Raw genomic sequence first — 12,990 nt, 5'->3', positions numbered from 1 at the left:
CGCCGCCACGCGGCGGGCTCCCCGCGACGGGCCGATCAGCTCGGTAGCCGCGGCGCCGGGATGTTGGTGCTGCCGGGCGCCGGGCGCACCCAGACCTCCGCGCCCTCGACCAGGTTCAGGGCCTCGCTCTGGCCGCGGGTCAGCTGGGCCCAGCCGCCGGTGTCGCCGAGTTCCGCGCGCACCTCGAACCCGACCCGCTGCAGCCGGGTGACCTTCGCCGGCAGGCCGTCGGCCACCGGCGCGGTGAACACCTCGATGTCGTGCGGCCGGATCAGCCGCTCCCCCAACGTGGTCACCGGCCCGAGGAAGGACATCACGAACGGGTTGGCCGGCCGGTCGTAGAGCTCGTCGGGCTTGCCCACCTGCTCGATGCGGCCGTCGTTGATAACGACGATCTCGTCGGAGACCTCGAGCGCCTCCTCCTGGTCGTGGGTGACGAAGACCGTGGTCACGTGCACCTCGTCGTGCAGGCGGCGCAGCCAGTCGCGCAGCTCCTTGCGAACCTTCGCGTCCAGGGCGCCGAACGGCTCATCCAGCAGCAGCACCTTCGGCGCCACCGCCAGGGCGCGGGCCAGCGCCATCCGCTGCCGCTGGCCCCCGGACAGCTGGGCCGGCAGCCGGTCGGCGAACTGCTCAAGGTGCACCAGTTCGAGCAGTTCGAACACCCGCTCGCGGATCTCGGCCCGCGGCCGTTTGCGGATCTCCAGGCCGAACGCGACGTTGCGGTACACGGACAGGTGGCTGAAGGCGGCGTAGTGCTGGAAGACGAAGCCGACGCCGCGGTGCCGGGGCGCCAGCCGGGTGGCGTCCGCGCCGTCGATCTCAACGGTGCCGGTGTCGGGCCTCTCCAGCCCGGCGATGATGCGCAGCAGCGTCGACTTGCCGCCGCCGCTGGGCCCCAGCAACGCGGTCAGCGCGCCGGTGCGCACCGACAGGTCGATGTTGTCGAGCGCGACGAAGTCGCCAAAGCGCTTGCCGATCCCGTGGACTTGGATACCCATTCAGCTTCTCCTTCTCCGTCGGATCCAGGCCGACAGGAGGATGGCGGCGAAGGCGACGACAATGAGCACGAAGGTGATCGCGTACGCGGCGTTGTAGTTCAGCTCGTTCTCCACCAGGTTGCCGACCCGCAGTGGGGCGGTCTCGGTGGTGCCCTCGACGTTGTTGGACACGACGAGCACGGCGCCGTACTCCCCGATGCAGCGGGCCAGGCTCAGCACCACGCCGTAGGTGAGGGCGGCCCGGATGGTCGGCAGGGTGATGCGGCGCAGCCGGGTGAACGCGGTCGCGCCCAGCGACGCGGCGGCCTGCTCCTGCTCGATGCCGGCCTGCTCCAGTACCGGAACGAGTGCGCGCACGACCAGCGGCAGGGACACGAAGACCGTGGCGAGGATCATCCCCGGCTTGGCGCCGATCATCGTGACCCCGTGGCGGGTCAGGAAGGGTCCGAACCATCCCGTCGGCCCGAACACCAGGACCAGCGCCAGCCCCACCACGATCGGGGAGACGCTGACCGGCAGGTCGACGAACGCGCTGAGCACGCGGCGGCCCCAGAAGCGGTAGCGCGCCAGCAGGATGGCCACGGCTATGCCGAACACGGTGTTGATGACCACCGCCGACAGCGCCACGATCCCGGTCAGCTCAAACGCGTGCGCGGCCTCGGGCGAGTCCAGCGCGGAGAAGAACTCGCCGAGCCCCGGCTGGAAGGTCCGGTAGAGGATGACCACCACCGGGAGCAGCACGAGCAGCCCGACGTAGACCATCGCCACGCCCCGCAGCGCCAGGGAGCCGGGCCTGGCCCGGTCGCGGGAGGTCGAGGACGGCGACAGCGGTCGGGGCGCGGGCGTGACGGTGTCAGCCACGGCGGCTCACCCGCCTGCCCAGCACCTCGATCAGGACCAGCACGACGGCGCTGGCCACCAGCAGGATGGTGGCGATCGCCGCGGCCTGCTGGGTCGACCGGGCCGCGTTGTCGGCGTCCTGCAGCTTGCCGTAGATGACGGAGGAAGCGATCTCGGTCTTGAACGGCAGGTTGCTGGAGATGAGCACCAGCGACCCGTACTCGCCGATCGCGCGGGCGAAGGACAGTACCGCCCCGGAGACGATCGCCGGCATGAGCTGCGGCAGGGCGATGCGGCGGAATATCACCGGCGCGCTGGCGCCGAGAGAGGCCGCCGCGTCCTCGGCCTCCCGATCCAGGTTGAGCAGCACCGGCTGGACCGTGCGCACGGTGAACGGCAGGGTCACGAACAGCAGCGTGACCAGCAGCCCGGTGCGGGTACCGACCAGGCTCACGCCGATCGGGCTGTCCCCGCCGTACAGCGCGAGCATCACCAGGCCGGCGACGATGGTGGGCAGGGCGAACGGGATGTCGATGACCATCTCGAAGATGCCCGACCCGGAGAACTTCCCCCGCACCAGCACCCACGCGACGATCGTGCCCATCACCGCGTTGATGATGGCCGCGGCCGCCGACAGCCCGAGGGTCAGCCGCAGCGCGGCGGCCGTCGCGGGCTGCGATATCGCGTCGGTGAAGCCGGACCAGCCGCCGTCGAAGGCGTGGCCGACCACGGCGGCGAGCGGTATCAGGACGAGCAGGCTCATCCAGATGACCACGACACCGAGGCTGGTACCCGATGCCGCGCGCAGCGGCAGTCCGGTCTTCGGCCGGCCGCGACGGCGGCGCGCGGCCGGCCCGGCGGAGACCGCTTCGGTCGCCGCCGGGGCTGCTTGGACGTCGGTGGTCATCCGGACCTCAGCTGTCCCCTTCAATCTTGGTGACGATGCCGTTGTCGGAGAAGAACTTGTCGTTGACGGCGCTCCAGCCGCCCAGCTGCTCGATGGTGGCGAGCTTCTGCGGGTTCGGGAACGGGTTGTTCGGGTCGTTGGCGCCCTTGACCGGGCCCGGGTTCGTGCCGGCCACGACCGGGCGGAACCCGGTCTGCGCGAAGATGGTCTGGCCGTCGACGCTCTCGGCGTAGTCGAGGAAGTTCTTGGCCGACGCCGACGCGGTCTTCGTCACGGCGGCGGGGTTCTCGATGAGGAAGCTCTGTGCGGGCACGACGTAGTCCAGTGACTGGCCGGCCTGCCGGGCGTCGATCGCCTCGTCCTCGTACGAGATCAGAGCGTCACCGGTGCCCGAGGTGAACTGGGTGGTCGCGACCGCCCCGCTCGAGGCGCGCACGACGACGTTCTTGAAGAACTTGGTCAGGTAGTCCTGCGCCTGGGCGTCCGTGCCGCCGTTCAGCAGCACGTGCTCGTACGCCGCCAGGACGTTCCACTTCGCGGAGCCCGAGGTGGCCGGGTCCGGGGTGACAATCTTGACGCCGGGCTTGATCAGGTCATCCCACCCGCAGATGTGCTTCGGGTTGCCCTTGCGCACGGCGATGACCACCACCGAGTCGGAGACGAGCCCCTTGGTGGGGCCGGAATCCCAGCCCGCGGCCACCTTGGAGGGCACCAGCTTGGTGAGGTCCGAGCCCACCGAGAAGCCGACGTAGTCCGCCTTCTGTCCGCCGGCGACGTTCTTGCTCTGCGTGCCGCTGGGTCCGTACGACGACTTGAAGGTCACCCCCGCGCCGGCGGGCGTCTTCTTGAAGGCCGTGCTGAGCGCGTCGTAGGCCGGCTTCGGCACCGAGTAGGCGACGACGTTCACCGCACCGCCGGCGCTGGTCGCCGGGGGTGTCGCCGTCGGGGCGGGGATCGTGGGCGACCAGTTGCCGCTGGTGGTCGTCGGGCAGGTGAACGATCCCCCGCCGCCGGCCTGCGCGCCGCTCGCCGATGACGAGGAGGAGCAGCCGACCAATCCCATCGTCACCGCGACCCCGGCGATGAGCATCGCACCCGCGCGGGTGCGGTGCGTTCGAAGACTCAGCACGAGCGCTCCTCAATCGAAGACTGTCTCTATATTAAACCGATCAGAAACATGAAGCCGATCGGACTAGTAGAGAATAGCCCACGGCGGGTCGGCGCTCGACTGCCCCCGTTACGCGAATTGTGAAGCACTGGGCGGCGCCAGCGGCGGTCTCACCACACAGCGGTCGGAACGGATGCGTCGGCCGCTTTCCGGCATAAGGCCCATCGGGGCGGCCCGAACGGCCGCCTCGCCCGCGCGGTGCGCACCCGTTGTCCGCCGGTCATATACCCAGCGCAACGCCGCCGGCCCCGGCCGCGTGTCTTGCATGTCTCGAGCCCCACGACGTCCACGGGGGGAATCACCATGACCGTCTCCGGCGCCACCCGGCCGGCCCTGCGCGCGACCGACCCGACCGACGACACGATGCCCGTCGCCGTGCTCGGTCTGGTCGCCGCGTTCACCGCGGCCGTCGTCGCGCAGGGCGGCTACTACCTGCCCGGTCGGCTGCTGGTCATCCTGCTGGTGGCGGCCAGCCTGGTGGCCACGCTGCCGGGCCGGCCGTGGTCGGTCGGGGACCTGTGGCCGGTACCAGCGGCGTGCGCGGCGCTGGGCGGGTGGGCGCTGATCCGGGCCGCGTTCGCCGGCGGGTACCCGGCCGCGGCCGGTGAGGCGGCGACGCTCGGCTGCCTCGTCGCCGTACTGCTGGTGCTGCGCCGCACCGGATGGCGGGCGCGGGAGCGGCTCGCCGGGCTGCTGGTCGGCATCGGCGCACTGGTCGCGGTCACGGTCTGGCTCGGGGTGGCGTGGCGGCTGCGCCGGCTGGCCGTGCTCGTCGACCAGCAGTTGTGGCGCGGCGGCGGCACGCTCACCTACCCGAACGCCGCCGCCGCCCTGCTCGTGTCGCTCGCGCTGCTCGCGATCGCCCTGCCGGCGGCCACGCCGCGGGCACCGGGCCGCCCGGCCACCAGGTACCTGCTGCTGGTGGGGGTCGGGGCCACGCTGAGCCGGGCCGGCCTGCTGGCGCTGGCGATCGGCCTGGTGGTGCTGGCGGTGCTGGCCGGCCCCGGCCAGACCGTCCGGCGCGCGGCGGGTCCGCTGATCGGTGCCGCGGTCGCGACCGGCGCGCTGGCGCCCTCGTTCCCGGTCCGCGCGCAGCCCCACCCGGCGCTGGCCGTGGCCGGGCTGCTCGCCGGTGCCGCCGTCGCGCTGGGGCCCGAGTACCTGCCCCGCCGGGTACGCGCCGCCGCCACGGGAGGCGTGCTGGTGCTGGCCGGAGTGGTGCTGTGGACCCGGTTGGGCACCGGCGCGGCGCACAACATCCTGCGCAGCCGCTGGAGCGTCACGTCCTCCGGGCGCAGCGGCGCACTGCACGCCGCGCTGCGGCTGATCGCCGACCGGCCGCTGACCGGTACCGGCGTCGGACAGGCCCGGTTCGTCTGGGTGGCGCCCGACGGCACCGCGCAGATCGCGCTGTACGCCCACGACGAGTACCTGCAGACCCTGGTGGACCTGGGCGCGATCGGCCTGGCCCTGCTGCTGGCACTGCTCGCGGCGATGGCGGTCACGCTGTACCGCGCCCGCGGCTGCGACCACCGGCCGGGGGTACGGGCCGGCGCCATCGCGGCGCTCGCCGCACTCGCCGCGCACAGCGGCTTCGACTTCCTGTGGCACCTGGCGGTACTGCCGCTCGCCGCCGCGCTGTTCCTGGGTCTCGCGGCGTCCGCCACCGGAGGAGGAACACCCATCGACCATCACGAGGGAGAAATGGCATGAAATTCACCCGTCGACACACGCTGCTGCTCGCCTCCGGCGCGGTAGCCCTCGGCGCCACGGTCGCGTTCGCGCTACCCGCCGGCGCGGCCGTCGTCGACCAATCGCCGCCCGCGCCGGTGCTCAAGCTCGGCGCGACGGCGAACCTGCAGGCGAACGGTGCGGTGGTCTTCGTACCCGTCAAGGTGACCTGCCAGCCGGGCGCCAGCGCGTACCTGTCGGTCACCGTCACCGAGAACGTCGGCGGCGGCTTCATCGCCAGCGGCTCCGGTTCGACCGACAGCCTCACCTGCACCGGTCACTCGCAGACCGTCAACGAGGCGGTGGTCCCCACCCAGCGCGCGTTCGCCAAGGGCGTCGCGTTCGCCCAGACGCAGATGAGCGTCTGCGGTTCGGTGGACTGCGCGAGGGCAAGCGACCAGCGGGTCATTCAGATCGTCAAGTAGCACCACCGGTGGGGCACGGGCTCATCCCGTGCCCCACCGGCACCCTTGGACCGGCCCTCAACTGTCGTCGCGTCATTACCTCACGTGCTGTTGCGCGGGCCGCCGAGGCCGTAGGGTGGCACAAACGCCGCCGACGAGAGGAGGACCAGTGATCCGTGCTGCCACCGCCAGCCGACCCGCTGGCGGCGAGGAGATGACGCCAGAACTCTTGCAGACCGCGGCCGGCATGTTCGGGATGCTCGCAGCCACCGTGCGGCTGCACATCGTCTGGATACTCGCGCACGGCGAACGCGACGTCGGCTCGCTGGCCGAGGAGGTCGGCGCGACCGCCCAGGTGGTCAGCCAACACCTGGCCAAGCTGCGCCTGGCCGGCCTGGTGCACGCCCGCCGCGAGGGCCGCCGCCAGGTGTACCTGGTCGACGACCGGCACCTGGTGATGATGGTTCGGGAGATGGTGGCTCACCTGCAGGGCGCGTCGCTGCCGGGAGGGACACGTGGCGTCAGCGCCTGAGCTGGCGCCGATGGCCGCCCCCGGGGCGGCAGACCAGCCGGCCGTGGCCCGGACCCCGCTGCCCACGGTGCTCACCCGGCTGCGCCGGTTCGCGGCGATGCCGCCGCTGCAGGTGCTACGCCTGGTGGAATCCTCGCCGTCGGGACTGGACGAGCCGCAGGCGCAACTGCGCGCGCAACGCGACGGCGAGAACCGGCTCATCCGGCAGCGGTCGCGGCACTGGTCGAGGCGGCTGCCCCGGGCCATGGTGAATCCGTTCGTGCTCATCCTGCTCTGCCTCGCCGCCGTGTCCGCGGCCACCGACGACCTGCCCGCCGCCGCCGTCATCGTCACGCTCGCGGCGGCCAGCTGCGTGCTGCAGGTGCGCCAGGAACACCGGGCCGATCAGGCGGCGACGACCCTGCGGGCGATCGTGTCGCGCACCGCCACCGTGGTGCGCAGGCCCCGACCCGGCGGGCCGGCGGTCGCCCGCGAGGTTCCCACCGACCACCTGGTGCCCGGCGACGTGGTGCGGCTGGCCCCCGGCGAGCTGGTGCCGGCCGACATCCGGCTGCTGCGCTCCGGCGACCTGATGGTCAACCAGGCGCTGCTGACCGGCGAGTCGCTGCCCGCGTTCAAGCACGCCAGCCTCAGCGGCCTGGAGATCGCGTACCACGGCCGGTCCGGCCGCCACGACCGGGCCACCGGTGCCGGCGCGGGTCGGACCGAGGACGCGCCCGGCACGCTGTTCGACGATCCCCGACTGTGCCTGCTGGGCAGCACGGTCATCGGCGGCACCGGCACCGGCGTGGTGGTGGCCACCGGCACCGACACCTACCTGGGCGCCACCCGCCAGAACCTTCCGCCCCGGGGCGAGACCGCGTTCGACCGCGGGGTACGCGGGGTGTCGTTCACCCTCGTGCGGGTGATGCTCGCCGCGGTGCCCGCCGTGCTGGCGGTCAACGCGCTGGCCCGCGACGACTGGTCCCGGGCGCTGCTGTTCGCGGTCTCGGTGGCGGTCGGGCTGACCCCGGAGATGCTGCCGGTGGTGACCACCACCGTGTTGGCCCGCGCCGCCGCGCTGCTGCGCGAACGCGGCCTGATCGTCAAGCGGCTGCCGGCGATCCACAACCTGGGCGCCATGGACGTGCTGTGCACCGACAAGACCGGCACGCTGACCGAAGACCGCACCAGGGTCGCGTGCCACCTCGACCCGACCGGCACGTCCGACCGCTCGGTGCTGGCCTGGGCCGCCCTGAACAGCCAGATCAACACCGAGCGGCTCGGGCCGCTGTTCTGCGATCCGCTGGACGAGGCGCTGATCCGCCGGGCGGACGAGCTGAGCCTGCGCGTCGACGACGGGGTCACCGGCGTCGACGCGTTCGGCTTCGACGTGGCGCGCCGCCGGGCCACCGTCGTGGTGCGGCGCACCGCCACGCCGGGCGTGGACACGGTCGTCACCAAGGGCGCGGTCGAGGAGGTGCTGGACACCTGCGCGCGGGTACGCCGCGGCGGGGTGGACCGGCCGATGTCGCCCGACGAGCGGCGCCGCCTCGACGAGTTGGCGGGATCGCTGTACGACGCCGGGGTACGGGTGCTCGCGGTCGCGATCGGTACCCGCCGTGGCGGGCGCGGCCCGGTCGGCGAGCGCGACATGACGCTGATCGGGTACATCGGGCTGCGCGACGAGCTGCGCGGCGGCGCCCCGGCCGCGTTGGCCGCCCTGGCCGCGCAGGGGGTCGGCGTCAAGCTGGTCACCGGCGACCACCCGCAGGTCGCGGCGCGCATCTGCCGCGAGGTCGGCCTGCCGGCCGGGCGGCCGGTGCTCGGCAGCGAGCTGGACGAGCTCGACGACGAGGCGCTCGCCGAGCTGGCCGAGCGCACGACGATCTTCGCGAGGGTGGACCCGCACCAGAAGGCCCGGGTGGTCACCGCGCTGCGCGGCCGGGGGCACACCGTCGGATACCTGGGCGACGGGCTCAACGACGCGAGCGCGCTGCGCGCGGCCGACGTGGGCATCTGCGTGGAGAACGCCGCCCAGGTCGCCCGCGCCTCGGCCGACGTGATCCTGGCCCGCAAGGACCTGGCCGCCCTCAACGACGCGCTCGGCCCGGCCCGGCGCGCCTTCGTGAACATCATCAAGCACATCAAGATCACGGTCTCGTCGAACGTCGGCAACGTCACCTCGGTGGCGGTCGCCGGCGTGCTGCTCCCGTTCCTGCCCCTGCTGCCGTTGCAGATCCTGGTGCAGAACCTGCTCTTCGACGTCTCCCAGCTCTTCCTCGCGTTCGACCGCACCGACGAGGGCGGGCACGGCCGCCCGCGCACCTTCGACAGCGGCGACCTGCTGCGGTTCGTGGTCTGCTTCGGCGTCATCAACGCGCTGGCGGACCTGGCCACCTTCGCCGCGCTGCGGCACGTGCTCGGCGCCTCGGCGAGCCCGTCGGCCCAGGTGCTGTTCCACACCGGATGGTTCGTGGAGAACCTGCTGACCCAGATCCTCGCCGTACACCTGCTGCGCAGCGGCGCCGGCATCCGGCGCTGGTCGTGGGCGAGCCGGCCGGTGATGTTCGCCTCGCTGGCCATCGTGGCGGTCAGCGTGGCGCTCACCGTCGGGCCCGTCGACGGCCTGCTCGGCTTCCGGCCGCTGCCCCCGGTCTACTTCGGCTGGCTGGGCGTGGTGCTCGCCGGGTTCTGCGTGATGACGCTGGCCGGCAAGTTCGCCTACCAGCGGGCGGTGCGCAGCTGGCTGTGAGCCGGCTCACCGGCGCCGCGCGCACCCCGGGACCGCCCCGGCTCCTTCCGGCTCCTCCCTGGGCCGGCCGGGCGGCCCCAGGCGTGCGGCCCGAGGTCGCGCTGCCATAGTGGGTTGATCCAACCCAGGGAGGCGCGATGGCGGTGCAGGCCTTGACCTACGCGGGCCCGGCGACCCCGGCCCTGCATGGCGCGTGGGGTTCCTGGTACTTCGACCCGGTCACGGTGGTCATCGTGATCGCGGCGGCGGCGGCCTATCTGGCCGGCGTGCGCCGGGTCGGCCGGGGCGGTACCCGCTGGCCCGTCGGCCGTACCGTGGCCTTCCTCGGCCCCGGCCTGGGCGGTCTCATCGTCATTACCATGGCCTCGCCGGCCGTGTACGCGCGCGTCCTGTTCTCGATCCACGCCGTGCAGCTGATCGTCCTGCTGATGGTCGTGCCGTTCCTGCTCGCGCTGGGGCGCCCGATCGCCCTGGCCCAGGCGGCCCTTCCGGAGCGGGCCGGCCGGCGCTTCGAGGCGATCCTGCACAGCCGGTACGCCCGGTTCGTGACGGTGCCCGTGGTCAGTCCGCTGCTGCTGGCCGTGGTGCCGATCGCCATCTACTTCACGCCGCTGTACACCCTGACCCTGACCAACCCCGTGGCGGCCTCGGTCAGCCGGGTGCTCCTGCTGCTGTTCGGACTGGTGGTGCTCATCCCGCTGTGGGAGGCGGGCACCATCAACGTGCACGTGCCGTACGCGCTCGCGCTGTTCTTCTCCCTCATCGAACTGCTCGCCGATGCGGTACCCGGGATCGTGCTGAGGCTGGACACCCACCCCATCGCGGCCAGCTACTACGCCGCGCTGCCCCACGTCTGGGGCCAGACCCTGCTGGGCGACCAGCACCTCGGCGCCGACCTGCTCTGGTGCATCGGGGAGGCGATCGACGTGCCGGTGCTGGCACTGCTGATCATCCAGTGGATCCGCTCGGACGCCCGGGACGCCGCCAGCGTCGATCTCGCCCTGGACCGGGCGGCGGTCGAGGAGGCCACGCGGCGGCGCGAGCGGGCCGCCACGCCGGCCGAGCGGGCCGCCGCCGACGCGGAGAGCGAGGACGGCCTCGCTCGGCCCTGGTGGGAGAGTGACGCGTCGGTCTTCGGCGACCGCGCGGACGCCTTCCGCCGGCGGCGCTGAACACCACGACGCACGCCGCCACATCATCCGCCGGGGCACCGGCGCCGCCTCCGACAAAGTCACCGGCGCGCCGGACAGCGTTACCGCCGGCTCAGGGCGGACGGCCTTGGGACGGCGTTTCGGCCACCGGGCAGGCCCGGTGGCCGAAAGCGTGAGCGGCGCGGTCAGGAGTTCGGATCGGCCGCCGAAATCTCCGCCAGCGCCGAGGCCTCGTCCCGGTTGATGGCCATTTCCCCCAACGACAGCACGCCGACCAGTTCACCGCGGTCGACGACCGGCAGCCGCCGTACCGACGCGCGGCGCATGAGCGCGCTGGCCTGGTGCACGTCGTCCTCGGGCCGGACGCTGACCAGGTCGTTGGTGCAGATCTCCCCGATCGTCATGTTTCCGGGCTGCGAACTCTCGGCGACCGCGCGGATGACGATGTCACGGTCGGTCACCATGCCGATCGGCTTCTTCGCGTCGACCACGATCACGTCGCCGATGTCGGAGTCACGCATCATCTTCGCGGTGGCGCTCACTGTGGTGTCCGCCTGGACCGTCACGGCCGGCTCCACCATGAGTTCACGTACGAGCTGCACCATGGCTACCCCCTCTTTCGGTGTCATCGAAAGGCGTACCCATCGCACCCAGCCACAAACGGATCTTGGTCGATCGCGGGCCGACTATCGGCCCGGCCGCTCCCCCTGTCCGGTACGCCCCGGCAGCTCCCAGATGGAGGTCCGCCTGACCCGTACGCCCTCCAGCACCTTGGGCACCGGCACCTCGTACCCGGCCGCGAGCCGGAACAGCTCGCGGCGCAGGAACTTGCGCTCCGGGTCGCCGGCGAGCACCCGCGCGCCATGCCTGGCCGCCCGCCGCAGAAAGTCGGTCATCCGGTCGGACATCGCCTTGCTGTAGAAGGCATCCCCGGCGAGTACCAGATCGAAGCCGTCCGCGTCGCCGTCGAGCACGTCCTCGACCGCCCCCTCGACCCGGTCCGCGACGCCGTTGGCCTCGGCGTTGCAGCCGACCGCCGCCACCGCCACCGGGTCGATGTCCACCGCCCGCACGTGTGCCGCACCGGACCGCGCCGCCGCGATGGCCACCAGGCCGGAGCCGGTGGCCACGTCGAGCACCCGCAGCCCGGCGACCGATTCGGGGTGGTCGAGCAGGTACCGGGCCAGCGCCTGGCCGCCCGCCCAGGCGAACGCCCAGAACGGCGGCGGCTGCTCGCTGTGGTACTCACCCTCACTGAGCTCCCAGAGCCCGATCGGCTCCCCCGCCTGGCGCAGCCGCAGCTCGGGAACGAACGCGACCGGGGCGAGCTCGGTGTTGTCGGTGACGAAGGCGATCGGGTCTGCTTCCACCAGCCGAATTCTGCCGACGCGTCGCGACCCGGCCGGCGTCGGGGTCCGTGCCCGGATCCGGGCCGTTGCCGGGGTCGGAGCCGGACGGGCCGGGCCGGGGCCGGACAGGCGGGACGGATCGGGGCGGGACGGATCGGGGCGGGACGGGGCGCGAATAATTCGGCCGGCGCGGGTAAGGCGACAGAAACGAGGTCACGCACGCGTGGGGCTACCGTACGAGCGGTCGTCCCAGTACGAAGGAGTAACCGTGGTCGCCGCTGGTGCCGGGTCCCGCCGCCGGTTCGGGATCGTGATCGCGACGCTGGCCGCCGCCCTGACGCCGACGGCCTGCGGCATCCCCCGGCACGCCCAGCCGAGGGCGGTCCACGCCGCCCCGTCCGCCATCAGGAGCGACCTGCTACGCAAGACCGCGGCCGGGCTCTGCGCCGCCGAGAACGCCCAGGAGATGGGTACCCAGCGCCTGGGCCAGCTCTACGACGCGCCCCCCGGGCAGTACCTGACCGTGCAGCGGGCCGAGTCCGGCGCCCGGCAGAAGCTGCGCGACGCACTGGCCGCGCTGGCCGCCACCGGTGTCGACCGGTCCACCCTGGGCCGGCTGGTCGACGACGAGGACGCCGTGCTCACGTCTCGGGCGCGGCTGCTGAAGGTGCTCGGCGGGCAGCCGGGCGGGAGCAGCCTCGCCCTGCTGACCGGGCCGCCCAAGGTCGTCTCCGCGTACCGCGACGTGGTCGGCTCCTACGTCGCGGCCGGCAGGGACTTCCTGTCGGCGGGGCTGGCCGCCTGCGCCACCCCGATGATCACCGTGCTCGTCGGGCCGGGGCAGGACGAGGCGTCGGCCGCCACCGTGGAGTTCCGGATCGCCGCGGCGTGCCGCACCGTCGGGTACGTCACCCGCAGCCAGCGGCCGGCTCAGTCGATGCCCGGCACCGCCACCCTGGGTACCGTGGTGCAGCCCGGCACCCAGAAGCACGACGACCTGTATGACGGGTCCAGCGGGCAGGTGTCGCCGCCGGTCGGAGCGGATGAGGCGATCGTGCTGACCAGCGTCCACTACCCGGTCGACTCCGCCACCTGTGTCTCGAACGGGACGGCCGGCCCGTCCCCCGCCGCGCCGTCGGCGACGGCCAGCCCCTCCCCCACCGCCAGCTGACG

General features: G+C 72.8%; 12 protein-coding genes. 6 read left to right on the top strand and 6 right to left on the bottom strand.

Features of this window, described 5'->3' with window-relative positions; genetic code table 11:
- Positions 1-35 precede the first annotated feature (35 nt).
- The 4 genes from ABEA87_RS06660 to ABEA87_RS06645 are packed head-to-tail and all read right to left on the bottom strand — an operon-like array spanning position 36 to position 3,877.
- On the bottom strand, positions 36-1,001 hold the full coding sequence (locus ABEA87_RS06660; RefSeq protein WP_345627045.1) for a sulfate/molybdate ABC transporter ATP-binding protein: 966 nt from the start codon (positions 999-1,001) through the stop codon (positions 36-38).
- The gene (locus ABEA87_RS06655; RefSeq protein ID WP_345627043.1) at positions 1,002-1,862 is read right to left on the bottom strand and encodes a sulfate ABC transporter permease subunit; all 861 of its coding nucleotides are present in this window, start codon (positions 1,860-1,862) and stop codon (positions 1,002-1,004) included.
- Positions 1,855-2,748, bottom strand: a complete 894-nt coding sequence (cysT, locus tag ABEA87_RS06650; RefSeq protein WP_345627041.1) for a sulfate ABC transporter permease subunit CysT — start codon at positions 2,746-2,748, stop codon at positions 1,855-1,857. Before cysT ends, ABEA87_RS06655 begins: the two co-directional genes overlap by 8 nt.
- Before the next feature lie 7 nt (positions 2,749-2,755).
- Positions 2,756-3,877, bottom strand: coding sequence for an extracellular solute-binding protein (locus tag ABEA87_RS06645; RefSeq protein ID WP_345627039.1), 1,122 nt, complete (start codon positions 3,875-3,877; stop codon positions 2,756-2,758).
- Between the two features lie 342 nt (positions 3,878-4,219).
- Here ABEA87_RS06645 and ABEA87_RS06640 point away from each other — a divergent pair, with 342 nt between their 5' ends.
- The 5 genes from ABEA87_RS06640 (at position 4,220) to ABEA87_RS06620 (ending at position 10,489) form a co-directional block, all read left to right on the top strand.
- Positions 4,220-5,629, top strand: coding sequence for an O-antigen ligase family protein (locus ABEA87_RS06640; protein ID WP_345627037.1), 1,410 nt, complete (start codon positions 4,220-4,222; stop codon positions 5,627-5,629).
- On the top strand, positions 5,626-6,072 hold the full coding sequence (locus ABEA87_RS06635; protein ID WP_345627035.1) for a hypothetical protein: 447 nt from the start codon (positions 5,626-5,628) through the stop codon (positions 6,070-6,072). Before ABEA87_RS06640 ends, ABEA87_RS06635 begins: the two co-directional genes overlap by 4 nt.
- 148 nt (positions 6,073-6,220) lie before the next feature.
- Positions 6,221-6,583 (top strand): ArsR/SmtB family transcription factor, encoded by a 363-nt coding sequence (locus tag ABEA87_RS06630; protein WP_345627034.1) that lies wholly within the window; start codon positions 6,221-6,223, stop codon positions 6,581-6,583.
- Positions 6,567-9,317, top strand: coding sequence for a magnesium-translocating P-type ATPase (mgtA, locus tag ABEA87_RS06625; RefSeq protein WP_345627032.1), 2,751 nt, complete (start codon positions 6,567-6,569; stop codon positions 9,315-9,317). The genes ABEA87_RS06630 and mgtA overlap by 17 nt, the downstream gene beginning before the upstream one ends.
- Before the next feature lie 137 nt (positions 9,318-9,454).
- Positions 9,455-10,489: a cytochrome c oxidase assembly protein gene (locus ABEA87_RS06620; protein ID WP_345627031.1), complete on the top strand. Its 1,035-nt coding sequence runs from the start codon at positions 9,455-9,457 to the stop codon at positions 10,487-10,489.
- Between the two features lie 164 nt (positions 10,490-10,653).
- Here the strand turns inward: ABEA87_RS06620 and ABEA87_RS06615 are convergent, their stop codons facing one another.
- Positions 10,654-11,073, bottom strand: a complete 420-nt coding sequence (locus tag ABEA87_RS06615) for a CBS domain-containing protein (RefSeq protein ID WP_345627029.1) — start codon at positions 11,071-11,073, stop codon at positions 10,654-10,656.
- Positions 11,074-11,154: 81 nt separating this feature from the next.
- Positions 11,155-11,838: a class I SAM-dependent methyltransferase gene (locus ABEA87_RS06610; protein ID WP_345627027.1), complete on the bottom strand. Its 684-nt coding sequence runs from the start codon at positions 11,836-11,838 to the stop codon at positions 11,155-11,157.
- 247 nt (positions 11,839-12,085) lie between these two features.
- On the opposite strand from ABEA87_RS06610, the gene ABEA87_RS06605 reads away from it, so the two are divergent.
- Positions 12,086-12,988, top strand: a complete 903-nt coding sequence (locus ABEA87_RS06605; protein WP_345627025.1) for a hypothetical protein — start codon at positions 12,086-12,088, stop codon at positions 12,986-12,988.
- The last annotated feature ends 2 nt before the right edge of the window (positions 12,989-12,990 follow it).

The sequence above is a fragment of the Rugosimonospora acidiphila genome (genome assembly GCF_039543385.1).
In the GTDB taxonomy this organism is placed as follows: domain Bacteria; phylum Actinomycetota; class Actinomycetes; order Mycobacteriales; family Micromonosporaceae; genus Rugosimonospora; species Rugosimonospora acidiphila.
The sequence above is the reverse complement of the archived record's forward strand: the minus strand, read 5'-3'. Positions and strand labels throughout refer to the sequence as shown.

Bases quoted from the DNA above. Each gene is read 5' to 3' on its own strand.
- ABEA87_RS06660 (WP_345627045.1), bottom strand. From the start codon at position 1,001: ATGGGTATCCAAGTCCACGGGATCGGCAAGCGCTTTGGCGACTTCGTC.
- cysT (WP_345627041.1), bottom strand. From the start codon at position 2,748: ATGACCACCGACGTCCAAGCAGCCCCGGCGGCGACCGAAGCGGTCTCC.
- ABEA87_RS06640 (WP_345627037.1), top strand. From the start codon at position 4,220: ATGACCGTCTCCGGCGCCACCCGGCCGGCCCTGCGCGCGACCGACCCG.
- ABEA87_RS06635 (WP_345627035.1), top strand. From the start codon at position 5,626: ATGAAATTCACCCGTCGACACACGCTGCTGCTCGCCTCCGGCGCGGTA.
- ABEA87_RS06620 (WP_345627031.1), top strand. From the start codon at position 9,455: ATGGCGGTGCAGGCCTTGACCTACGCGGGCCCGGCGACCCCGGCCCTG.
- ABEA87_RS06615 (WP_345627029.1), bottom strand. From the start codon at position 11,073: ATGGTGCAGCTCGTACGTGAACTCATGGTGGAGCCGGCCGTGACGGTC.